Source organism: Limosilactobacillus kribbianus, from assembly GCF_026413145.1.
GTDB classification, from domain to species: Bacteria; Bacillota; Bacilli; order Lactobacillales; family Lactobacillaceae; genus Limosilactobacillus; species Limosilactobacillus kribbianus.
In genome coordinates, this window is sequence record NZ_JAOVYZ010000015.1 from 15,905 (window position 1) to 37,876 (window position 21,972).

The 21,972-nt window shown below is 52.0% G+C and carries 20 protein-coding genes; 8 read left to right on the forward strand and 12 right to left on the reverse strand.

The genetic code is table 11. The features are described 5' to 3' along the window. Nucleotides 1–98 precede the first annotated feature (98 nt). Nucleotides 99–794 carry an SDR family oxidoreductase gene (locus OCT58_RS04815; protein ID WP_267201751.1) on the forward strand — a complete coding sequence of 232 codons (696 nt, stop codon included), beginning with the start codon at nucleotides 99–101 and terminating at the stop codon, nucleotides 792–794. Between the two features lie 136 nt (nucleotides 795–930). After that, nucleotides 931–2,172, forward strand: a complete 1,242-nt coding sequence (locus OCT58_RS04820; protein ID WP_267201752.1) for an oxidoreductase — start codon at nucleotides 931–933, stop codon at nucleotides 2,170–2,172. 245 nt (nucleotides 2,173–2,417) lie between these two features. Here OCT58_RS04820 and OCT58_RS04825 read toward each other — a convergent pair whose 3' ends face one another. From OCT58_RS04825 to OCT58_RS04835, 3 genes are read right to left on the reverse strand one after another with little or no spacing between them, the layout of a single operon-like run. Then, nucleotides 2,418–3,314, reverse strand: coding sequence for a DMT family transporter (locus OCT58_RS04825; protein ID WP_267201753.1), 897 nt, complete (start codon nucleotides 3,312–3,314; stop codon nucleotides 2,418–2,420). A gap of 15 nt (nucleotides 3,315–3,329) precedes the next feature. Further along, nucleotides 3,330–4,139, reverse strand: coding sequence for a PfkB family carbohydrate kinase (locus OCT58_RS04830; protein ID WP_267201754.1), 810 nt, complete (start codon nucleotides 4,137–4,139; stop codon nucleotides 3,330–3,332). 13 nt (nucleotides 4,140–4,152) lie between these two features. Then, entirely contained in the window at nucleotides 4,153–5,073 is a 921-nt protein-coding gene (locus tag OCT58_RS04835) for a LysR family transcriptional regulator (RefSeq protein ID WP_267201755.1), read from the reverse strand. 128 nt (nucleotides 5,074–5,201) lie between these two features. On the opposite strand from OCT58_RS04835, the gene OCT58_RS04840 reads away from it, so the two are divergent. After that, complete coding sequence (locus OCT58_RS04840; RefSeq protein ID WP_267201756.1) at nucleotides 5,202–5,753, forward strand: cysteine hydrolase family protein; 552 nt, start codon at nucleotides 5,202–5,204, stop codon at nucleotides 5,751–5,753. 51 nt (nucleotides 5,754–5,804) lie between these two features. Here the strand turns inward: OCT58_RS04840 and OCT58_RS04845 are convergent, their stop codons facing one another. From OCT58_RS04845 to OCT58_RS04860, 4 genes are all read right to left on the reverse strand, one after another. Then, nucleotides 5,805–6,347, reverse strand: a complete 543-nt coding sequence (locus OCT58_RS04845; protein WP_267201757.1) for a DapH/DapD/GlmU-related protein — start codon at nucleotides 6,345–6,347, stop codon at nucleotides 5,805–5,807. A 109-nt stretch (nucleotides 6,348–6,456) separates the two neighbouring features. Further along, nucleotides 6,457–9,024, reverse strand: coding sequence for a glycoside hydrolase family 68 protein (locus tag OCT58_RS04850; protein ID WP_267201758.1), 2,568 nt, complete (start codon nucleotides 9,022–9,024; stop codon nucleotides 6,457–6,459). Between the two features lie 161 nt (nucleotides 9,025–9,185). Beyond that, nucleotides 9,186–9,431: a hypothetical protein gene (locus tag OCT58_RS04855; protein WP_267201759.1), complete on the reverse strand. Its 246-nt coding sequence runs from the start codon at nucleotides 9,429–9,431 to the stop codon at nucleotides 9,186–9,188. Nucleotides 9,432–9,437: 6 nt separating this feature from the next. Continuing rightward, complete coding sequence (locus OCT58_RS04860; RefSeq protein ID WP_267201760.1) at nucleotides 9,438–10,166, reverse strand: MerR family transcriptional regulator; 729 nt, start codon at nucleotides 10,164–10,166, stop codon at nucleotides 9,438–9,440. A gap of 140 nt (nucleotides 10,167–10,306) precedes the next feature. On the opposite strand from OCT58_RS04860, the gene OCT58_RS04865 reads away from it, so the two are divergent. Continuing rightward, complete coding sequence (locus OCT58_RS04865; protein ID WP_267201761.1) at nucleotides 10,307–11,065, forward strand: SDR family NAD(P)-dependent oxidoreductase; 759 nt, start codon at nucleotides 10,307–10,309, stop codon at nucleotides 11,063–11,065. Nucleotides 11,066–11,128: 63 nt separating this feature from the next. On the opposite strand, the gene OCT58_RS04870 is transcribed toward OCT58_RS04865, so the two are convergent. Together OCT58_RS04870 and OCT58_RS04875 are read right to left on the reverse strand one after the other, a co-directional pair. Next, nucleotides 11,129–14,230 (reverse strand): AAA family ATPase, encoded by a 3,102-nt coding sequence (locus OCT58_RS04870; RefSeq protein ID WP_267201762.1) that lies wholly within the window; start codon nucleotides 14,228–14,230, stop codon nucleotides 11,129–11,131. A 2-nt stretch (nucleotides 14,231–14,232) separates the two neighbouring features. Next, nucleotides 14,233–15,348: an exonuclease SbcCD subunit D gene (locus OCT58_RS04875; RefSeq protein WP_267201763.1), complete on the reverse strand. Its 1,116-nt coding sequence runs from the start codon at nucleotides 15,346–15,348 to the stop codon at nucleotides 14,233–14,235. Between the two features lie 267 nt (nucleotides 15,349–15,615). Here OCT58_RS04875 and rbsK point away from each other — a divergent pair, with 267 nt between their 5' ends. The 3 genes from rbsK to fucP are packed head-to-tail and all read left to right on the forward strand — an operon-like array spanning nucleotide 15,616 to nucleotide 18,352. Then, complete coding sequence (gene rbsK / locus OCT58_RS04880; RefSeq protein WP_267201764.1) at nucleotides 15,616–16,539, forward strand: ribokinase; 924 nt, start codon at nucleotides 15,616–15,618, stop codon at nucleotides 16,537–16,539. Between the two features lie 20 nt (nucleotides 16,540–16,559). Further along, nucleotides 16,560–16,955, forward strand: a complete 396-nt coding sequence (gene rbsD, locus OCT58_RS04885; RefSeq protein ID WP_267201765.1) for a D-ribose pyranase — start codon at nucleotides 16,560–16,562, stop codon at nucleotides 16,953–16,955. A 23-nt stretch (nucleotides 16,956–16,978) separates the two neighbouring features. After that, complete coding sequence (fucP, locus tag OCT58_RS04890) at nucleotides 16,979–18,352, forward strand: L-fucose:H+ symporter permease (RefSeq protein ID WP_267201766.1); 1,374 nt, start codon at nucleotides 16,979–16,981, stop codon at nucleotides 18,350–18,352. Nucleotides 18,353–18,440: 88 nt separating this feature from the next. Here the strand turns inward: fucP and OCT58_RS04895 are convergent, their stop codons facing one another. Next, nucleotides 18,441–19,385 carry a lactate/malate family dehydrogenase gene (locus OCT58_RS04895; protein ID WP_267201767.1) on the reverse strand — a complete coding sequence of 315 codons (945 nt, stop codon included), beginning with the start codon at nucleotides 19,383–19,385 and terminating at the stop codon, nucleotides 18,441–18,443. A gap of 213 nt (nucleotides 19,386–19,598) precedes the next feature. Further along, entirely contained in the window at nucleotides 19,599–20,474 is an 876-nt protein-coding gene (locus OCT58_RS04900; protein WP_267201768.1) for an NAD(P)H-dependent flavin oxidoreductase, read from the reverse strand. A gap of 193 nt (nucleotides 20,475–20,667) precedes the next feature. Here OCT58_RS04900 and OCT58_RS04905 point away from each other — a divergent pair, with 193 nt between their 5' ends. Then, nucleotides 20,668–21,117: a TetR/AcrR family transcriptional regulator C-terminal domain-containing protein gene (locus tag OCT58_RS04905; RefSeq protein ID WP_267201769.1), complete on the forward strand. Its 450-nt coding sequence runs from the start codon at nucleotides 20,668–20,670 to the stop codon at nucleotides 21,115–21,117. Between the two features lie 61 nt (nucleotides 21,118–21,178). Here OCT58_RS04905 and OCT58_RS04910 read toward each other — a convergent pair whose 3' ends face one another. Beyond that, nucleotides 21,179–21,853: an aldo/keto reductase gene (locus tag OCT58_RS04910; RefSeq protein WP_267201770.1), complete on the reverse strand. Its 675-nt coding sequence runs from the start codon at nucleotides 21,851–21,853 to the stop codon at nucleotides 21,179–21,181. Between the last annotated feature and the right edge of the window lie 119 nt (nucleotides 21,854–21,972).

The window sequence follows — 21,972 nt, forward strand, 5'->3', positions numbered from 1 at the left end:
CTAATTTTGCAACCCCGCGTCAACTTTTTCGCGCTAGGCAGATGCTCCTTCAGGATTTACTATTATTTTGTAAGCAAAACAGAAGGGAGCCTTTTATCATGAAAAACGTTCTTATCATTGGTGCTAGCAGTCAAATTGCTAGCCACGCCGAACAGATGCTGGTTGGGGATCCAGAGATTAAGCTAACCCTCTTTCTTCGCCATCCCGCTCGGCTCGCTGACAATCTGAAGGATCAGCGAATCATCACCGGTGACGCCACCAAGTTGGCCGACGTCCAGGAGGCGGTCAAGGGCCAGGACATCGTCTACGCCAGTCTCGCCGGTGAGGTCAAGGCGGCTGCCGAAACCATCGTCCAGGCAATGGATACCGCCGGAGTCAAGCGCCTGATCTGGACCTCGTCACTGGGAATTTACAACGAAATCCCCGGTGAGTTTGGCCGCTGGAATCAGCAAGTTTTGGGCAGCTACTACCACCATTATCGCCTTGCCGCCGACGTCATTGAGGCCAGTGACCTGGACTACACGATCATCCGACCAGCCTGGCTGACCAACCTGGATGAGGTCGATTACGAGACGACTCACCGCGATGATCCGTTCAAGGGGACCGAGGTTTCACGCAAAAGCGTCGCTGCCTACGTGGTCAGCGTGATCAAGGAGCCAACCAAGGACGTTCGGGATTCGATCGGTGTCGACAAGCCCGGTACCGAGGCCGATCGCCCGCGCCCAGACGTTATGGCGGCCAATGGCGGTTACGAGCCCGCCGTCAAGGAAGACATCAAGGTGCGTTTTCCTTAATTAATCCATTAAGTCCTTTCCAATCCAATAACAATCATGTTGACAATTTCACAACGACTCGTCAACTTTTCGCCGATTTTTAATTCACCCTTTCCATGCTAAGATCAAGACAAAAGTAATCAAGGAGGACAAAATTATGTCAAAACTCAACCAACCTCTGACCTTCCGCCACGGCGCTACCGTTACGAACCGCTTCGTGCAGCCACCAATGCTGACCAACAGCGCCGAGGACGGTTTTGCCACCCAAGACACCATCAACTACTACCAGGCCCACGCCAAGTCCGGTGGCATGATCATCACCGAGTACATGTACGTCAGCGAAAACGGTGGTCCCGCCCTGACCTGGAAGCGCGGCCGCGAACAGCTGGCTGCCTACGATGACAAGTTCATCACCCAGCTGACCAAGGTGGCAACGACGATGAAGAGCGCCGGTAACAAGGCCATCATGCAGATTGCCCACACTGGTCGGGAAGCCAACTTCCGCGCCATGGAGGGCAAGCCGGTCTACGCCCCAACTGCACTGGACTTCCCATTCCTGCCGTACAAGGTTCATGAGTTCACCGATGAACAGGTTCAGCAGGTCGTTGCTGACTTCGGGGCAGCAGCCAAGCGGGCCATCGACGCCGGTTTTGACGGGGTCGAGATCCACGGGGCCAACCACTACCTGATCCAGCAGTTCTTCTCCGCCTACTCCAACCGGCGGACCGATCAGTGGGGCGGCTCCCTTGAGAAGCGGATGAACTTTCCACTGGCCGTCGTTAAGTCCGTCATGGACACAGTCAAGAAGTACGCCCCAAAGGACTTCATCGTTGGCTACCGGATCTCTCCTGAGGAAATCCACGGCAAGAACATCGGCTACACCTGGCATGAGGCCACCCAGCTCGTCGACCGGCTCACCACGGAATTCGACCTTGACTACATTCACCTGTCAATGCCGCAATTCGATGCCAAGCCGGGTGATGCAATGCTGCTCGACACCAGCAAGGCCGACCAGGAGTTCAAAGATTCGGCCAAGCCACTGGCCACCCTCTTCCAGCCATCCCTGAACGGGGCCAAGGAAATCATCGTCGGTGGTATCCGCAACCGGGCCCAGGCCGAAGCCGCCAGTGAATTAGCCGACCTGGTTGCTGTCGGCCGGGCAACAATTGTTGATCCACTCTTCGCTGAGAAGATCCTGAACAGTAAAGATGATCAAATCGTCAGTGAGGTTACCCCGGAACAGGTCAAGGTCAATCACATGACCCAGGGTTTGATTGATGTTTACTCCGGTCCCAAGGCCGCCATTCCGCTGCCCGGCGCCGAAAACATCAAGTCGCTTCACCAGGGCTTTGGTGGCTGGGCCGAGATGAAGTACCCCAAGAATTCCGAAGTGAAGTAAATTATTTAACAGCAAAGAAGAGGCTGGGAATTAACCCAGCCTCTTTGCTGTTATATAGCTATAAATGCTACAGCGCGGTAGCTGGCTGCGACGCGAAGCTAGTCCGAACGTTGATAAATCAACGCCCACCAGATAGGCTAGCTTCGCGTCGGAACGCCTAGCCAGCCTCCCAATAGGCTTGCTCCGCGTCGACGGGGGTGGGAAGACGAACTCGCAAGCGAGTTCTTTCCCACTCCCTTCTTTTACTATTTTTTGCGGAAAAACGGCAGGCTCTGCAGGTCAACCTGCATCATCGCACTGGCCAAGAGCAAAATGGCCCCGCCAACGACTAACTGCGGGGTTAACCTGTCGTAGCCGAGCACGACCGAAAAGACGCTGGCGAAAAACGATTCGAGGATTAAGATTAATCCGGCCGAGGTCGCATCGGTGTGGGCCTGGCCGATAATCTGCATCCCCTGCCCGAGAAAGGTGATACCGACGGCCAAAATCACGATCGGCGCCAAAGCCTGCATCCAATGAATTTGACCAAAGGTGGCACGTTCCGTTCCGAAGAAGGTCAGCCAGCCAAAGATCCCTTGCCAGAAGCCGACCATAAAGAGGACGATCCAGGAGCTGGAGGACTGGGGCGCAACCTTATTAAAGAAGATAATCTGCAACGCCCAGAAAACCGTCGACAGCAGGGTTAGAAAATCGCCGTACTGCAGGTGCAATCCATTCTGACCAACGTTGGTCAGGACGGCCATCCCAATCACGGCCAGGGCGATCGCAAAGTAGGTCTTGCGCCGTGGTCGTTCGTGCCAAAAGAGCCACAGGATTAGTGGTGCAATTGCAACGTACAGGGCGGTGATAAAGGAACTCTTCGCGGGCGTGGTGTAGCGGAGCCCTGCTGTTTGCAGGTAATAGCCGAGATAATTAATGGCGCCGATCTCCAGGCCTAGCTTGAGGTCTTTACGGGTAAGGCGGTTGATCTGCTTGAAGAATAGCAGGTAGCCGACCAGCGCGCAGATGGTTCCCCGGCAGGCATTGATGAGGCCAGAATGCATGCCGGCGTTCGTCGCGAGTTTCAAGAAAATGTAGCTGCTGCCCCAGAGAATCGTTGAGAAAAAGAGCAGCAGCGTTGCTTGCTTCTTGTTGATTTCCATAATTGTCCCCGCTTCCTAGCACTCGGTCAAAATGTGCTGCAGCATCGCCGCCGTTTTGAGGCCAAACTTGCGCTCCGACTGCGGTAGGGCAGCGGTTTGTTCGACCGCAACCTGAAGATCTGCCGTCGCTCTTTGCACGGCACTGGTAAGCGGTAGGCCTTTTAAGTACCAACCAGTCAGCAGAGCGCTGAAGGCATCCCCCGTTCCGAAGAAGTGGCCAGGATAGCAAGGGCTGCTGGCAACCGTCAGCTCCTCTTTCCCCGCCGCCAGCAAATAGGTGTTAACGTGCTGCCCTTCCTTGACCCCGGTCAGAACAATCTCCGCGTCAAACATTTCCCTGGCCGCTGCCAGCAAGTCGTAGACATTCAACTCATTTTCGCCGGTTAACAGGCGCAGCTCGGTCAGATTAGGAGTGATAATGTCGGCCTGCCGACACAGGTCCCGCATTGCCGGAATGACGGCCGATTTGATTCCGGGATAAAGCGCTCCAGAATCGCCCATTACCGGATCAATGACAACCGGACCGCGTTGCTCTTTTCGCACCCATTTGGTAAGTTGTTCGACCCGTTCTGCCGTGCCGAGGTAGCCGACCAGCACCCCGTTGAAGGCAAGCTGGCTTACTTGCCAGTGGTGAAACGAACGGTCCAGCCAGGCAGTTGTGTCTAGTTCCACCGGTGTCCCGAAGCCCTCCGTCTGGGTCGACAGGAGGGTGCTGGGGGCCGTCGCGATTGGCAGGTCGAGCGCCTGAAAAATGGCAGTCGCCACCGCCAGCGAGATTTGGCCGACCGCCGAGAGATCTTGAATGATTAGCGTTGGTTTTATCAAGAAATCCACCACCTTAATCTTGTTTTGCTCCGTCTTCAATCCGCCGGCAGACCCGGGCAATGAAGTCCGCGGTCGGCTTGTCTAGGGGATGCTGAGGATTGCCGATCCAGCCGTAAGTAAAGCGATCGTCGACCAGACCCGTCAGCGGATGCTCCACCAGCTGATAGTCACGGTAGTTTTCAACCGCCCCGTACAGCAGGAGCCCACAGGCGGGCAGGACCGCATTCAATTGGCAGACCGCGTCACAGGCAATTGCGTAGTCCTGAGTCTGCAAGACGACCTCCAACGGCCCACAGAGACTTTGAAGGTGGTCAAAGACTGTCTGGTTGATCGGATCCTTGAGCATCACGTACTGCTGGGTCCGCAGGTTTTCAATCGTCAAAGGCTGCCCCACCAGCGCATTTTGGGCACCAGTGAAGAGGCTCAATCCACCCGTATGAATCGGGTGAAAATCCAAGTGGTTCAGGCGCTGCTGGAGTGCCCGGTCCGCGTCGATGAAGCCAGCATCCAGCTCGCCACTTTCCACCAGGCGGACAATCTCAGCCGTCGGGTGCTGGCTGAGGTCCAGATAGGAGAAGTGCGGGTCCCGTTTTCTGGTCGCCAGATATTCCCGGACCAGCGGGCGCAGCAGCGTGTTGGCATAACCGAAGTGGACAATCCGGCCGGTCGCTGAGTGCCGCAGGTTCGTGGCACTCTGGTGAAGGCGGAAGTTGACCCGCAGTTCCTGTTGCATCAAGGGCAGTAGTTGTTTCCCCTGTTCGGTCAGCTGAGTCCCCGCAGTTGTGCGCGAAAAGAGCTGCACGCCGAGCTCCTCTTCCAGCTGCTGGATGGCCCGACTGAGCCCCGACTTGGTGATGTGGAGCACGTCGGCTGCCCTTTGCATGGTGTGGTAGTTGGCCAGTTCAATGGCGTAGCGTAACTGTTCCGATGTCATGTCGAAAATCTCCTTCCAATATTTTCATTATAAGGGGCAAAATGAGTGATTGCTATCTTTTTCACTTTACCTTTCTCGCTGCAGGACAAAAGTGCTATGCTGGTAGCAAAAGTTTAGGAGGTTTGATTATGCCCAAAGCATTATTGATTATCGATTACACCAATGACTTCGTTGCTGATAATGGCGCCCTGACCGTTGGCAAGCTCGCGCAACAGCTTGATTCCTATCTTACGGAACTGGCAGAGCATTTCTACCAAAACGGCGACTATGTCATCTTCCCCACCGATGCTCATCACCTGCACGACCCCTTCCACCCGGAGTCGAAACTCTTTCCGCCGCATAACATCATCGGAACGTCCGGACGCGACCTCTACGGCAAGGTTGGCGCCTGGTTCCGGGATCACCAGGACAGTGAACGAGTCTACCAGTTCGCCAAGAACCGCTACTCATCCTTCCAAAACACCAATCTGGATAACTACCTGCGCGAGCGACACATCACCGACCTGTGGATCAGCGGGGTCTGCACCGATATCTGCGTCCTCCACACGGCCATCGGTGCCTACAATCTTGACTACCAGCTGACGATTCCGAAACGCGGGGTCGCCACCTTTACGCCCCACGGCGACGAATGGGCCTTCAACCATTTCAAGGGCAGCCTTGGCGCCACCATTATTGAGTAAAAGCTAAAAGCCACGCGATTGTCAATTTTGACATCGCGTGGCTTGTTATTTTTAATTCAAATTTTGAATCATCTTGGCGGGAACTCCCGCGACCACCGTATTCGGCGCAACATCGTGAGTGACAACAGCTGCGGCAGCCACAACGGCACCATGGCCAACCGTGACGCCGGGAGTGATGGTGGCCCCAGCACCGATCCAGACATCGTCTTCAATCACGATCGGTCCCAAGTTGAGGACGTGTCGATCGCGCCTGGCAATGGCATCGAGCGGGTGGTTAACCGTCAGAAGCTGGACATTAGGTGCAATTAGGACGTTGTCACCAATTGTGATGCCGCCAAGGTCGTCGAACATAGTGTTGATGTTGATAAAATCATTCTTGCCAAAACGGGTATTGTGGCCATAATTAGTCAGCCAGGGCAGGCGAACAATGGTTGTCGGGTCCAGCGGATGACCAGTAATTTTAGCCAGCAAGGACCGGGCCTCCGCCGGTGAGTGCTGCTCATGGTTTAACTGGAAAACTAGCTGTTCATTATCCCGGACGATGGCATCCATCCGTTCACTGTCTGCTGCGGATGTGTGTTGTTTGGTGTTCATTATTAATCACCTTCCCAATCTTGTCTTAATTATACCCTGATCCTATAGTCCTTTAAGCAAAAAGAGAATGCCTCGTTGGACATTCTCTTGGATGATTAGTAATTTAAACTTAGTAGCGACGCTTCTTTTCAGTTAAGCCAAACATTCCAAGGAATGCTGCCGCAACAAGCCCCATTGCAGCCGCTGAATTATCATTTCCTGTCTTTGGAAGAGCCGGGGTGCTTGGTTGAACAGGGTTAGTTGGCTGACTTGGCGTATTCGGTGTTACTGGCGTCGTCGGATTGCTTGGGCTGACCGGTGTTGTTGGTTGACTCGGTTCACTCGGTGTTACTGGCGTCGTCGGATTGCTTGGGTTGACCGGCGTTGTTGGCTGACTCGGTTCACTTGGGTTTACTGGCGTCGTCGGGTTGCTTGGGTTAACCGGTGTTGTTGGTTGACTCGGTTCACTTGGATTTACCGGCGTCGTTGGATTACTTGGGTTGACCGGCGTTGTTGGTTGACTCGGTTCACTTGGATTTACCGGCGTCGTTGGATTACTTGGGTTGACCGGCGTTGTTGGCTGACTCGGTTCACTTGGGTTTACCGGCGTCGTTGGATTACTTGGGTTAACCGGTGTTGTTGGTTGACTCGGTTCACTTGGACTTACCGGCGTCGTTGGATTACTTGGGTTGACCGGTGTTGTTGGCTGACTCGGTTCACTTGGGTTTACGGGAGTTGTCAGCTGTCCCCATTCTCCAGGAAGAGCAGCACTATTCTTAGCATTTGGATCAAGCACACCAAACATCTCATCATTATTGCTACTGTTATCCCAGATCCAATCACCTTGGTTAGTCATTCGGGCAAGGACTTGAGTCGTATTATCTGAATTGATCTGAACCAGGTAACTTGGTGCCCATGTTGAGTAATTACCCTCACCGGCTGCAAAACCACGATTAGTCATGTATGAAGTAATGAGAATTTGATCTGAATGGCCGTTAACTGGAACAGCATAGTATGAATACGTGGATGTCCGCCAATTAGAAGGTACTGAAGCAGTTAAGACAACTCCAGAACCGTTCAGCGGAGTATATGTTCCCAACAGTGAATCAGCCACGTAACCAATCATCGCTACGTTATCCCCAACTGCTTTATTGTCAGCACTAGTTAACTCAGTATCACTCCCACGGCTAACACGAGTAGCCGAGAACAGGTAGTATTTATCACCAAGTTTGACGATATCAGGGCGCTCCAATTCGTCACTTACCATCAATGACGTAATCAGTGGTGAATAAACTGTCTCAACTTGCGGATTGGTTTGATCATTTGTCAGCTTAAGAATGCCAAGTGCACCGTTTGCCAGACTTGCCAGCATATTGTCATTTTTGTTATTGAGAAGCTTGAAGAAGCTCTTCAAATTGAAGGCGTCATCGCCACCGTAGTTTGACCAGTTATAAATTTGATTTTCATCCTGGTAGTTTTCGCTCCCAGTATTTCCTTCAAATACGAGGTAACGATCACCATTTTCAAGCTGAACAACATGCCCATCACGCAAGCAATAGTCATCATTGCGCATTCCAGCGCCACTTACAAATTGCTGATAAGTCTGATAATGAACGCCGTCTCCTTGAAAAATAATATGATTATCGGTCACATTCTTAATCATAACCCCTTCACTATTCACATCTAAGTGAAGCGTAGCAGTTGCTAACTGTTGATCATTAATTTTACCGTTCGACGTATCGTTTACCGTATAGAACAGCTGAATCGATCCATCATTATTTACAATGGCAGATCCAGACCATTCTTGCAGATCTGACTTTTCATTATATCCAAAGATTGAACCAGCATTCCGCCAATGTGAAAAATCATTGTCACCATACTTGTTGTAAAGAAGGTAAATATGATTATCATTTTCGTTCGGGATACCCATCATTGCAATTACAAGCTGGTAGCCATGGTAGTTGGAAACATATCCTGTAACTGCGTCCTGAACTGGCCATGAATCCCAAATATCCAGTTTTGCAATTTGCCCGGTTTGTGCATCACGGGTAACAGCAGCAGGCATATTTTTAATTTGACTAGCATTAAAATACGGAACTGCATAACGTATATCTTTTTTGATGATTGCATTTCCAATTTCGGTTAGATCATGGAATGTCATCTTAGTTCCACTCTGCGATGACTGAGAGAAATTGATCTTATTTAGTTCCTTAATCTGATCAGCCGTCAGCTTATTAGCATCCACGCCAGCCTTGGCAACTACTTCAGCGGCCTTTTTATTCAGTTGAGAAGACTCGTTTACCTGTGACTGTCCTTCTGCTTTAGGACTGACTTGACTTGATGAAACTGCGGCACTCTTTGTAGAAGGAGCATTGGTAGTGTCGTCCTGGTTAGTCGTGGCCGTCTTAGCGGCCGTATCAGGCGCTGCAGTGCTCGAATTATTGTCCTGTGCAGTATTTTCAGTAGCAGTACTTGGAGTATTTAACACGACCTGATTGCTACTATCTTGCTGGGTCGAAGAATTCGTAATCTCAATGTTTTGACTAATGACGCTGCTGTTAGCATCCGTCGTTTCATCAGCTGAAACATTGGCCTGCCCACCTACGATTCCGGCAACTAAAGCGGCGGCTGACAGGGTAACTACCACCCAGTTTTTCCCGCTCTTGTACATCTTCTTGTGTTCCTTCCGTTCGATCATGCCGATGTCTCTTTCCAGTCAATGTTAAACGTTTAGCAATTGTTTTTCATTGACCAAAATATCACAAACTTCGTTAATTGTAAATAATTTCTTCACATCTTTTTCAAACTTAAGGCAACACTCTTAACAACAAATTCTTTGATTGAAGTCCACTTCAATTCCTAAAGCGGAACCCGCACCCGGGCCGGCTGACCATTGAAGTGAACGATCACCGCCTGCTTGGGCTGCAGGTCAACCATCAGCGTCACTCCGTCCACCCGCAAGCTGCGGGGACCGGCGTAGTAAACGTCCAACGGTCGTCGCCGTAAGCGCTCAATTGCTTTGAGCAGGTCCGTGATGAACTGCTCTGCCGGCACCGTCAGTTCAACTTGTTCGAGTAATTCTTCGATTGTCGTTGCTTTTGCCATCCGTCGTCATCCTTTCCGAATTTCAATTGGGATATTCAACTGCATTAATCTTTGCTGACGCATCACGGAGAGCTGGCGTAGATACGGTTCCCCGGCAAGTTGGTAATCCGTTTTGAGTTGCGCCAGCTCATCCTCGATCTCAACCGTTCCGCCTAGTTCAATTGGAATTTGCCGATAAGTCCGCCAAACAGTGTCATACTGATAATACTCAAGCTGGCCCAAATCAATCTGCAACTGATCTGCCAGCACTTCAGCAATTGCCGTTCCGCCGCGGGCAATTGTGAAGCTCCATTGCTGCCGATCAACCGGCCCGCCAACCGCTACAAAATCCGCAAGGGAAAAGTCATTGACCCGCGATAGGCGCGTGAAGTTTTCATAGCGTTTGTCCCCGCTAAAGCCGTGCTGATCGTAAGCGATATCGAGGAAAAAGGCGTCACTCGTTACTTGCTGCTGATGCTGGCGATACCGGTTTAATTCCTCTCGTCGCCAATCAAGCCGTTTTAAGAGCAATTGATCAAGTTGCATTTCGCGTCGCAACTGCCGTGCGCGCTTTTCAATAATTCCTTGATAATCTTCAATTGTTGAAGCTGTATGGAGCTGCTGAATTTCGGCCAGCGAAAATTTAGCTGCCCGCCCTTTCAAGATCCGTGCCAGGCTCTCGACGTCCAGATCATTGTAATAGTGATAGCCGTTTTGCGGATCCACTTGTCCATGAATTATACCAATTTTTTTCATAATAGCGAACCGTTTCACGCCCCACGCGAAAGATTCGTTGCAAATCCTTTGAAGTGTACATTTCAAAATCAACTCCTTGACCTGGTGGCGACCACCACCCTTATGCTAAAAGCGAAAATAAAGAAGGATGGTGACATCAGATGATGAAAGGTAAAGTGGCGGTAATTACTGGTGGACTTAGCGGAATCGGGAAGGGAACCGCCTTGGTCCTTGCGAAGGAACATTTAAAAATCATTATTTTAGATCGTCAAGATGACAAGGCTCCGGCGGTTCTTCAACAAATTGAAAAACTGGGAAGCACGGGCGACTATCAGCATTGTGACCTTACGAAGCGCGCAGAGGTTGACCGGGTCTTTAACGACATTCAAGAAAAGTATGGGCGCGTCGACTACGCCTTTAACAATGCCGGGCGGGGTATCCTGTCAAAGCCATTCGGCCAGGTTACAGCCGATGAGATTGATGGCCTGATTGACCTCGATATTAAGGCCGTCATGTACTGCATGATCAATGAACTGGCATTAATGACGAAGCAACAGTTTGGCCGAATCGTCAATACCACTTCTGGAACCGGACTAGTTGCTGGAAAAGGGATGGCGCTCTATAGTGCTTGCAAGCATGCCGTTGTAGGTTTAACCAAGGCGGCCGCACTTGATTACGCCCAGGATGGCATCACCATCAATGCCGTTGCCCCCGGTACCATCGCTACCGAATTGATTCTCCCTTACAAGGAAAGTGCTCCAGCGGAATTCAAGAAATGGGAAGCCTCAAATCCAATCGGCCGGCTGGGCAAGCCTGCCGAGATTGGTCACGCCGTCAAGTTCTTATTCGATGATGGTTCCGAATTTATCAATGGTGTCATCCTCCCAGTCGATAGCGGTTGCGTCGCCGGCACCTTTTAATAATTGATAATCAATGCTTCAGCAGGGCTTAGTGTTTCAAACACTAAGCCCCTTTGTTTGTTTCTAAACAGCCAGTTCGTGCCGGTAGCTGACCTTACTGCGACCATTGACCGAACTGACCCGGAGCTGATCGGGAATCTGCTCCTCAAGTTCGGTGACGTGACTGATGATCCCAATCATCCGGTGCCCTTCTAGCTCTTGGAGGGCACGCAAAGCGTCGGTTAAGGCCTGTTGGTCAAGCGAACCGAAGCCCTCATCGACAAAGAGTGCGTCGATGCTGATGCCACCGTTTTGCTCCTGAATGATTTGGCAAAGAGCCAGAGCCAAGGCGAGTGAGGCCATGAAGCTTTCCCCGCCGGACAGGGTACGGGCACTTCGCGTTTTACCGGCATTATCGTCATATACGTTGACTTCTAGTCCCGTCCACTTGGCACCCGGACCGTGACTGGCCGTTGCCAATTCAAATTGATAGCGGCCATTTGTCAGACGTGCCAGTTGAACATTGGCTGCTGCCAGAACCTCCCGGAAGTAGGACTGGAGGACGTAGCGTTCAAGACTGAGGTGATTTTCGGTGTTACCGGTCACCACATCAGTCAGAGTTTGGAATGAATTGAGATCCTGCTGGGCATCGTCGTTAGCGCGGGCCAACTTCTCAACTCGCCGCAGGGCATTCGCAAGTTGATTGCGCTGGGTTTCAACCTGACCAATTCGGTGTTGATTTTGACCAAGCTCCTCCTGGGCAGCGGCCAGAGCCTGTTGGGTGGCCGAAAGAGCCGGTGCTGGCCGCTTGGCCACCTGCTTTTGTAAGCGTGCCAACTGGGCCTGATTATCATGGACGGCCGTCCGGTACTCATCTACTTTAGTACGGAGCCGCGGCAGTTGCTCGCTGGTCGCCGCTGCTTGTTCCCAAAAGTCCCATGTTAAATCATCACGGTAGCTTGCCAGCGCAGCGGTCAATTCCTGTTTGGCATTACGCTGCTGGGTTTGCCCGTTTTGAATATTAGTGGTGTTTTCCCGCTGACCACTCTGAGCGACTGCCAGCTGTTCTTGCAATTTCTGACGTTGCTGGTTGCTGGCGGTCAGGCGCTGATCAAATTGCTGAAGCTCCTCCTCCAAAACCGCCAGCTGCCGCTTGGCCACCTGGGCATCCGCAATATCTGCGGGCAGGTCCGCCTGCTTCTCTTTTAGCACCGCCGTTTGCTGGGCGATCCGCTGTTCCAATCGGTGCAGATCCGTAACCGCCGTCTGACTGTCCTGTTGAACCGTGGCCAGTTGTTCTTGAGCCGTCTGTAGCTGCGTCCGCTCCTTTTTGGCCGTTTGGTTCAACTCGGTGAGCCGCTCTTCATCCTGATGGAGTTGGGCAGCTTGGTCTGCTACCTGCGCAGCCCAATTATCCGGCAGCGTCGCGGTTCCTAGCTGTTCAGCAAGTGTCCGTTGGGCAGCTGTCGTTTGTTCCGCCAATGTCGCCAAATGGGTCGTGGCAAGCTTAACCTGCTCCTGTGCCCGACTCTGGGCATCACGCCGCTGTTCGGTCTTCTTGGTAGCCGCATCCAGCTCGGCATCCGTCACCAGTTTCGTGGTATCCGCCAGTACGGCCGGATGCGGATGATCAATCGAGCCGCAGACCGGACAAGGCGTTCCCGGTTTTAGTTCCCGGGCCAAGCGGGCAATCTGGTGGCGGACATAGGCGTCCTTTAAATCAATCAGTTGTGCCTGGTACTGTTCGGCTTGTGCACGGGCATTTTTCAATTCCAGCTGACGCTGATGCAGTTCATCCCGGTCGTGTGACTGTTGATCCAGCAGTTTACGCAGGTCCGCGGCTGCCCGAGCTAATTGATCATATTGGCGTTGCCGCTGGCCCAAACGTTTCTCCTGGGCGGCTAGGTCCCCCAGCGCGGCTAATTTGGCCGTTAAATCCGTGATCTGTTGCTTCAGGTCCGCAATCTTTTGCTGGCGAGCCTGCTGGGCAGCCTTTGCCGTGGTTACCTGCGCTTGTCCCCGCTTGACTTCAATCGCCAGGTGTTCACACTCCGTAAATAGCGGCAGGACCCGCTGAAGATTCTTAAATCGGTCCCGGAGGCGTTCCATTTGTGGCGCAGTATCAAGGCAATTCTGGTACTGAGCTACAGCTTTCTCGCGGTCCGCACCCAGTTTTTTCACCTGAGCAGCTAGCTGTTCGGCCTGTGCCTGCCAACTGGCCACTTGCCGTTCGCCATCCTGCCAGCGCTGATAGGCCGCTTGGTGCTCCTGGAACCATTGCAGGTCTGCAACCTGCGTCTGAACGGCAGCGATTGCTTGCTGATGTTGCGCCAGTTTGGCCGCTTGCTGGCGAGCCTTTTCCAAGGCGGCAATTGCTTCTTGAAGTTCCTGCTGGGCATGCAAAGTCTTCGTCAATTGATTAACTTTTCCCTGCGACTGGGCCGCTGCGATCTGTAAATCCCCCAGTTGTTTTTTCAGCTCCGCCTGTAGTTTGGCGGCAACGGTCAGCCAGTCTGCAATTGGCAGCTCCGCATCCAGGTCCGGTACCGTTTCCTTGACCGATTGCAGCTTAGTTTCGGCGGCGGCCAATCCCTTCTTGCGGCTGCTCAACTCATCCTTCAATTCCTGCGCCCAGTGCGCATACTTAGTCGTATTAAAGAGGTCTCTGAGCAATGCCTCCTTGGTGCTGCTATCCGAGTCCAAAAACTGGCGAAATTTCCCTTGGGGCAGGAGAACAATCTGCCGAAACTGGTCCCGGGTGAGGTTAAGCAGGTTGGTGATGAAGGCATTGGCCGTCTTAATCTTGGTGATTGACTGTGGTGCCGCGCTTTCAAGCGGGTAAACCAGCTCAATGACTTGATTATGCTCGATCAAGCGTCCCTTCTTATTTTCCAAGGTCTGCTTTGGTTTGCGCATGATCCGATAAGTCTGCCCCTGGTGGATAAAAGTAAAGGTAACACTGGTCGCCGCGCTGGCGGGGGCAAAGTCGGAACGCAGAGCGGTCGCCGACCGGTCCCGGTCGTTGGTCGTCTGGCCGAAGAGGGCGTAACTCATCGCATCAAAGATCGTGGTCTTGCCCGCTCCCGTATTTCCGGCCACCAGAAAGAGCTGCTTGAACTGAGTGAAGTCGACGGTCGCCTGGTCGTAGGGTCCGAAGTAGTGCATCTCAATTTTGATTGGTCGCATCGCTAGTCCTCCTTGCTGATTTTCTCTAGGGATTGCTGAGCCCACTGGCGCTGCTGGGCGGACAGTTCATCCCCCATCGTCTGTTGGTAAAAGTCCGCCAAGAGGTCCATTGGGGCGGCTTGGCGACGTTTTTGATCGGCAATGGTTTCAACCTGCCGCGCCTGATGTGTCCGGTGCAAACTGACAATCTTGGGATAGTGTTCCCGCAGCTTATTAAGCACGTCGGGAATCCGTTCGTGATCGGTTAGCTCGATATCATAGAAATCATCTGAAGCGTGTTTTCTCGCCGTTGCAACTAGGTCGGCAAAACGCCCCTTCAGGAGATGAATATCATGGACCGGTGGCAGTGGAACCCACTCCACCTCAAACGGGTCCGTATCAACAATCCAAACGCCCTTCTCCTGCTTGGCCTCGGAAACTGAAAACTTCATTGGCGAGCCACTGTAGCGGACCCGCTCAGTGTGCAGGGCGTCCCGGTTGTGCAGGTGGCCGAGGGCAACATAATCAAATGGCGCAAGGAGGGCAGTCGAAACGGCACTCAGCCCGCCAACCTCGACCAGTGTTTCCGATTCAGCGGTTCGTTGGGACCCGGCCGCAAAGAAATGCGCAACAAGAACGTGGAATTTCCCCGAAATAAATTCCTTTTCCATGGCGGCCACAATCCGCTCCATTGCCTGATTGACGTTCCGGATAGCGTCATCATGAAAGTAGTTGCGGACCTCCTGAATGCCGAAAAACGGCAAGAGGAAGAACTGAGTGTCTTTAATCGTAACCGGTTCAAAAGCTGTCGCCAAGTTCGTATTGAGGTAAAGTGACTTGAGGGCAAACCAATCAGCTCCTGTCCCCAATCGAGTTGCCGAGTCATGATTGCCGCTGATCGCCAGCACTGGGAAATGATCCTGGAGGTTGAGCTGGTTCAGCATGGCATTGAGGACCCGCACCGCTGCTTCGCTGGGGATGCTGCGGTCATACAGGTCCCCGGCAATCACCACCGCATCGACCCGTTTTTCTTGGGCAATCTCTTCAATCTGATCAAAGGTCGCTTGCTGGTCAGCCAGCAGATCGAAACCGTTCAATGTTTTACCAATGTGCCAGTCGGCCGTGTGTAAGAATCGCATTTTCAACGTCCCTTTCTGAAGTAGTCTCTTTCTATTTTACTCGCTCTTTTCAAAAAAATTCCCCCAGTGAAAAAATATTATTTTTATATTTCAAAGCGGTTAACTGAGATTGTTAACAAGTAAAACGCTTTACAATGTGGCTTGTGAATTTATAGCTAGTTGAGATTTATGCTTTGTAAAACGTTTTAAGTCGTGTTATTATACTTGGCGTGCTCGTTGAAAGCGGTTAGCTGGCTGCTTTCAAATTTAATCGATGGAGGAGAAATCATGACTAACCATATCGTGGTTCTAGGTAGCATCAACGTTGACACTACCTACCATGTCGACCGTTTCCCGCAACCTGGTGAAACGATCGCCGCATTAAGCAAAAGTTCCGCTCCGGGTGGCAAGGGTGCCAATCAGGCAGTCGCCGCCGCTCGTTCCGGGGCCATCACCAGTTTTATCGGTGCTGTCGGGTCAGATAGTGAAGGACAATACATGCTCGACGCGCTGAAAGACAATGACGTCGACGTCACCCACATTACCGTCGACCAGTTCCACGGAACCGGCAGCGCGGCCGTGACGCTCGATGCCAACGGTCAAAACGACATCATGGTCTATGGTGGGGCCAACCAGGCAATGACAGCTGAGGTCCTCGGCGATCTTAGTTCCCTGCTAGCAAAGACCGACTTTGTAATTGCCCAGTTCGAAACGCCCCAAGCCGTTGCCCTGGCCCTCTTCAAACAGGCCAAGCAGCACCAGGTCACAACGATTCTGAACCCAGCACCGGCCCATTCAATTATGCCGGAACTGTTAAAGTACACTGACGTGATTGCGCCGAACGAAACCGAATGCGCCCTGCTGACCGGAATTGAAATCAGCGATGAAGAATCAATGCTGAAGAGCGCCGACTACTTCCGGCAGCGTGGAGTTCGCCACCTCTTGATTACCCTGGGTTCCAAGGGTGTCTTCTACTCTTGCCCGGACAAGCACGGACTCGTCCCGGCCTTCAAGGTCAAAGCCGTCGACACAACTGCCGCCGGTGACACCTTCATCGGGGCGCTGAGTTCCCAGCTTGAACCGGACCTGGCCAACGTGGCCGACGCCCTGGTATACGCTCAACGTGCTTCCAGCCTGACTGTCCAAGGGATGGGTGCTATGCCATCAATTCCGACAGCTGAGCAGGTTCGCCAAGCACTCGCCACAAAATAAACTACGAGGAGAAACTGAACATGAAAAAAACTGGTATTTTGAATTCTGAAGTTGCCGCCGTTGTCGCCGGAATGGGCCACATGGACTGGCTGTCCATCGGTGATGCCGGGATGCCCGTTCCTGCCGGCACCAAGAAGATTGACCTCTGTGTCGACAAGGAACTGCCAAGCTTCATGGACGTTTTGCAAAACGTTTTGAAGGAATTAAAGGTCCAAAAGATTTACCTGGCAGATGAGATCAAGGACCAAAACCCGGCACAGCTTGAAAACATCAAGCAGGCCCTGCCGGATGTGGAAATCGAGTTTATGCCCCACTCCCAACTGAAGAAGGACCTGGCCAAGACCCACGCCTTCATCCGGACCGGGGAAATGACCCCTTACTCCAACATCATTCTCGAATCAGGCGTTACTTTTTAAACTAAAGGAGCAATTAAGTCAAAATGGATATTAGCAAGAGCAAGGCTGCAAAAAGCCAAAAGCAAAGTTGGGTTCAACTGCCCGATGGTTATCTGAACCGCACCCCGATTTTTCAATTCATTATTTTATGTTTAATTTTCCCAATGTGGGGTGCCGCAGCCAGCCTGAACGATATTTTAATCACCCAGTTCAAGACGGTCTTCACGCTGAACGATACTGCAACGGCCTTTGTGCAGAGTGCCTTTTACGGTGGTTACTTCCTGATGGCTATCCCGGCATCAGTTTTAATTAAGAAGACCTCTTACAAGCTGTCAATCTTAGTCGGACTCCTCTTCTACATCATCGGGTGTGGGATGTTTTTCCCGGCTTCACACGTTGCAACTTACAGCATGTTCCTGGCAGCGATCTTCGCCATCGCAATCGGTCTGAGTTTTTTGGAAACTTCCTGTGATACCTACGCCACGATGTTCGGTCCGAAGTCACAGGCCAACATGCGGCTCAACATCGCCAACGTTTTAATTCCATTGGGTGACATCACTGGAATTATCCTTGGTAAGTACCTGATCTTCGGTGAGGGTGGTAACATCGCTGACAAGGTTAAGGGGATGACCCCCGCCCAGGCTGAAGCCTTTAACCAGCACATGCTGCAACTGACTCTGCAGCCATACAAGTACATCTTAATTGTCCTGATCATCATTTTCATCATTCTGGCGGTTACTAAGATGCCACGGGCCAAAGCCTTTGCCACGGCCGAAAATGGTGCTCAGGCACAGGAAGAACAGCCAAGTCTGAGTGAATCCTTCCACTACCTGATCCACAACAAGCGTTACATGAAGGGTGTGCTTTGCCAATTCATCTACGCCGGAATGCAGACGACGGTTTGGTCATTCACCATCCGGCTGGCATTGCGGATCGATAGCCACATTTCCGATGCCGATGCCTCAACCTTCATGATTTACAGTTACATCGCCTGGTTCTTCGGTAAGCTGGTTGCCAACTGGTTCCTGAAGCGTTACTCCATCACCAAGGTTCTGACCTGGTTCTCCCTGCTCGGAACGATTTCACTGATCATTACCTTCGCGGTCCCAAGCATGGTTGCTGTTATTGCCGCCATCGCTACCAGCTTCTTCTTCGGTCCGGAATGGCCAACGATTTACGCCCACACCCTGGACCAAGTTCACGAAAAGAAGCACACCGCAATGGGTGGGGCTTTCATCGTGATGTCCTTGATCGGTGGGGCAATCGTGCCGGCAATCCAGGGACGAGTTTCCGACCTTTCCGGCTCAATGCAGCTTTCCTTCATCGTGCCAGCAATTTGCTTTGCCCTGATCACGATTTACTTCTGGACGGAACACCGCTACGAACTGGCACACCCTGAAGAAGTTCAGGAACACTAATCAATTCTTTTCCCAGAATTATAATTGCCAATTACAAACAATGCGCAAAAGGCTCCTCACTGCCATCCGGTAATGAGGAGCCTTTTGATTATTTAACTTTAGCAAAATTATTCTTGATTGCCTCTGCCGACTTAGCAAAGAGAGCTTCTTCCTGTTCGGTCAAGTCCAATTGCGGCTGATCGATCACCCCAGCAGCTCCCACCGTGGTTGGCTGGCCGATGTAGGTGCCCAGCTGCTCATTCAGCGAGGTTGCCGGGAAGGTGCGGCGTTCATCGTTTAAGACCGATTTGAGGATCGTCAGGGCTGTCATCCCGATCCCGTAGCAGGTGTAACCCTTGCCCAGGCCAACGACATGCCCACCCAGGCGGGCCTGGTTTTGCAGGTCATCTAAGTCAAGCCCCTGCTCCTTGGCAATCTTGGTCATCGCGCGGCCGTTGACGGTCACGGAGCTCCAAGCCGTGAACTGGGTTTCACCGTGTTCACCGATCACGTAACCGGCAACGTCGGTCATCGACTTGCCCAACGTCTGGGCCACGGCCCGGTGCAGTCGCGCGGTGTCCAGCGAGGTTCCCGTCCCCAGCACTTGTTGAGCCGGCAGGCCGCTCTCCCGCTGCATCAGCTGAGCGATCACGTCACAGGGGTTGGAAATACAGATCATGATCCCGTGGAAACCACTCTGCTTAATGCGGGGCCCGACTTCTTTAACGATTCGGGCGGAGTTAGCAAGCTCCCCGACCCGGTTGTTTGAATGGTCATTCGGATTCCCAAGGACGATCTTGATGTTGCCGGCGGAAAAGACAATTGCGTCCGCGTCAGCAAGGGTTGACCAGTCATCCTCATAGGGCACAAAGGAAACCTTGGTTGTGGTCGCCAGGTAGGCCTGTTGGTCCGTTAAATCGTAAGCTTCTGCACGCGCAACTTTGTCTTTTTCATCAATCAGCATCAGTTCGCTGGCAATTCCGGCCGTCACAATATTGGTCGCAACGGTAGAGCCGACGTGACCGACACCGATCACAGCAACTTTATTTCCCATAGTAGAATCCCCCTTGATTAATAAATTGCTCTCATTATAGTCTCATTATTTTTTAATTCAAGAGCAAATAAAAAGTGACCAGGAAATTTTTAATCCTGATCATTTCATCCCCTATTGAATTTGCGGAGCGGCCTTCAAAAGAGTCATTCCAGCGGTATAAACATCCTGAATAATCTCAGCAACGGGTCGCTCTGCCTTGACCAGGTCAACAACCTATCCCGGCATGGCCGCGCCCCGGTGCTGAAGTTCCCCCTCGGTTGAGCCGATTCGCAGGGAACCACTAGCCAGTTTAGCAACCAACGGGGCCGCCTCCCGTGGAAGATGCGTTGCTTCGACCTCGGCCACTTGGGCGGTCAGGTCATTCTTCAGGTTCCAGCATGGTGCGCCGGTTGATTCACCGACTTCAACCAGATCATCAACGGAAGCTTCCACGACCACCCGCTTGACATTTTCATGAACGTTGCCCTCCTTGGCTGCCAGAAAGGCCGTTCCCATTTCAACGCCGGCAGCACCCATTACCCGGGCAGCGGCATAGCCCCGGCCGTCAGCAATTCCACCGGAAGCAACGACCACCGCGTTCTTCACGACATCCAGCGTTTCTGCAAGCAATGGCAGGGTCCCAGTCGTACTGATGTGACCGCCGCCTTCCCAGCCTTTGGCAATGATTACGTCCGCACCGGCACGGTCAGCTACGGCAGCCTCACTAGCACTCATAATCTTGGTGATGACGTTCATCCCCTCGTCATGCCAGCGCTGGAACCACTTTTGATCCAATTTATAGTTAGCGCCTTCCAACGAATCAGCGTAAATATTTTGAAGGCCGTTGCGCGCAGCAATTTCAGTTATCCGCTCAAGGTTTCCCTCAGCGTCAGAACTCATGGTGACGTTAATTGCAAACGGCTTGTCAGTAATCTGCTTGGTGGCCTTAATCTGTTCCTCAACTACCTCCGTCGGGGAGAAGCCAACTCCCAATACACCGAGGGCGCCGGCTTCACTAATTGCGCCAACCAGTGGGGCCATTGAGGTCCAAGCCATTGGTCCACCAATGATTGGGTATTTAATGTTGAGTTGCTTTGCTAATTCATTCACGATGATTCACTCCTTAACTGATGATATACTTATGATAATCAACGGTACCGGTTTGACCTAGACACTTTTGGCCAAACCGTCAGTAAGGAGGCACCATTTTCATGGGTGTTCGTGAACGAATTATCAAGACGTTTTTAGAACTACTGGGAACCACCAGCTACGAGCACATCAGCATTGCGGCCGTGATGCGCCAATGTCAGCTACCGCGGACTTATTACTACAATTCTTCGATGATAAGTCTAGTCTCGCTCATGAGGCCTTCTATTCCATTATGGCACCCGCCTTTAAATGGATAGCCCAGGGTCTGCAGGCAGATGGCACGATTAATCAGGTTGCCACCATCCAGGGAGTAACCTACCTTACCGAGCATAGCGATTCGGCGCAAAAGCTCTTCAACATTCAGGTGGGCGACGACAATTTCCCACGTGAATACCAGCGCCGCACCAAGCAAATTGTTTATGACCGCTTACATCAGATCTTTCGTTCAACGCCAAAACGACTCGATTACGTAGCAGAGCTATACGCCGCCGATGCGATTGCTACCATTAATTGGTACTGGCGACAGGACACACCGCTCTCTCCCGCCCAACTGGTTGACTTCATCATTACAAGCTATGAAAAAGGGTTAATTAAGCTACTTTGATTCGCCTTCAAATTATCAGGGCGTGGGCCATCATAAACTGGCCCACGCCCTGATAATTTAGTTATTTAAGTGAATCTGGTCGGCCACTGCCACAAATCGATTCGATATCGGTCGGATTGCGTGGGCTCCATAATAGGCCCTTGCCCAGGTCAAGCTGCTTAACCGCCGCCATTTCGTCAGCAGTCAGATCAAAGTCTTGCGAATTAAAGTTTTCGATAATCCGTGCCTTGTGGACACTCTTGGGGATTGCGACGATTCCCTGCTGGGTCAGCCAGCGCAGCATTACCTGTCCGGTCGTCTTGCCATGGCTTTGCGCGATTTTGGTTAGGACGGGATTGTTAAAGATATCGTGCAATCCTTCCGCCAGTGGTGAGAAAGCTTCTGGCTGAACGTTTTGCTGGCGATAAAAGTCAACAACGGCGCCTTGCTGGTCAAGGGGATTAATTTCCATCTGATTGACCGCCGGCTGAACGTCATTGAAAATCCGAAAGTTCGTGTAGAGGTCTGGCATAAAGCTGGAAACGCCAATTGCCCGAATCTTACCGGCCTTGTACGCGGCCTCCATTGCCCGCCAGGCGTTAAAGGTATCACCAAATGGCATGTGCAATAGGTAAAGATCCAAATAATCAGTTCCCAGCTTCTGCAGTGCCGTCTCGATGGCCCGCGCCGGCTTGTCACCGGTCGTGTCCGTCACCCACATTTTTGAAGTAATAAAAAACTGTTCCCGCGGGACAATGTCATTAAGTTAAGCTATTGACATTTGGGATACCAAAAGAGTGAGCCTTTATTTACACAATTTGTGTGAATGAAGGCTCACTCTTTGCTTTAAACAGCGTTGCTTTTTAAAATTAAATA

Bases quoted from the DNA above. Each gene is read 5' to 3' on its own strand.
- OCT58_RS04905 (WP_267201769.1), top strand. From the start codon at position 20,668: ATGTCAGCTACCGCGGACTTATTACTACAATTCTTCGATGATAAGTCT.
- OCT58_RS04850 (WP_267201758.1), bottom strand. From the start codon at position 9,024: ATGATCGAACGGAAGGAACACAAGAAGATGTACAAGAGCGGGAAAAAC.
- OCT58_RS04820 (WP_267201752.1), top strand. From the start codon at position 931: ATGTCAAAACTCAACCAACCTCTGACCTTCCGCCACGGCGCTACCGTT.
- OCT58_RS04845 (WP_267201757.1), bottom strand. From the start codon at position 6,347: ATGAACACCAAACAACACACATCCGCAGCAGACAGTGAACGGATGGAT.
- rbsK (WP_267201764.1), top strand. From the start codon at position 15,616: ATGACTAACCATATCGTGGTTCTAGGTAGCATCAACGTTGACACTACC.
- OCT58_RS04870 (WP_267201762.1), bottom strand. From the start codon at position 14,230: ATGCGACCAATCAAAATTGAGATGCACTACTTCGGACCCTACGACCAG.
- OCT58_RS04825 (WP_267201753.1), bottom strand. From the start codon at position 3,314: ATGGAAATCAACAAGAAGCAAGCAACGCTGCTGCTCTTTTTCTCAACG.
- OCT58_RS04855 (WP_267201759.1), bottom strand. From the start codon at position 9,431: ATGGCAAAAGCAACGACAATCGAAGAATTACTCGAACAAGTTGAACTG.
- OCT58_RS04840 (WP_267201756.1), top strand. From the start codon at position 5,202: ATGCCCAAAGCATTATTGATTATCGATTACACCAATGACTTCGTTGCT.
- rbsD (WP_267201765.1), top strand. From the start codon at position 16,560: ATGAAAAAAACTGGTATTTTGAATTCTGAAGTTGCCGCCGTTGTCGCC.
- OCT58_RS04815 (WP_267201751.1), top strand. From the start codon at position 99: ATGAAAAACGTTCTTATCATTGGTGCTAGCAGTCAAATTGCTAGCCAC.
- OCT58_RS04860 (WP_267201760.1), bottom strand. From the start codon at position 10,166: ATGAAAAAAATTGGTATAATTCATGGACAAGTGGATCCGCAAAACGGC.
- OCT58_RS04895 (WP_267201767.1), bottom strand. From the start codon at position 19,385: ATGGGAAATAAAGTTGCTGTGATCGGTGTCGGTCACGTCGGCTCTACC.
- OCT58_RS04875 (WP_267201763.1), bottom strand. From the start codon at position 15,348: ATGCGATTCTTACACACGGCCGACTGGCACATTGGTAAAACATTGAAC.
- fucP (WP_267201766.1), top strand. From the start codon at position 16,979: ATGGATATTAGCAAGAGCAAGGCTGCAAAAAGCCAAAAGCAAAGTTGG.
- OCT58_RS04835 (WP_267201755.1), bottom strand. From the start codon at position 5,073: ATGACATCGGAACAGTTACGCTACGCCATTGAACTGGCCAACTACCAC.
- OCT58_RS04865 (WP_267201761.1), top strand. From the start codon at position 10,307: ATGATGAAAGGTAAAGTGGCGGTAATTACTGGTGGACTTAGCGGAATC.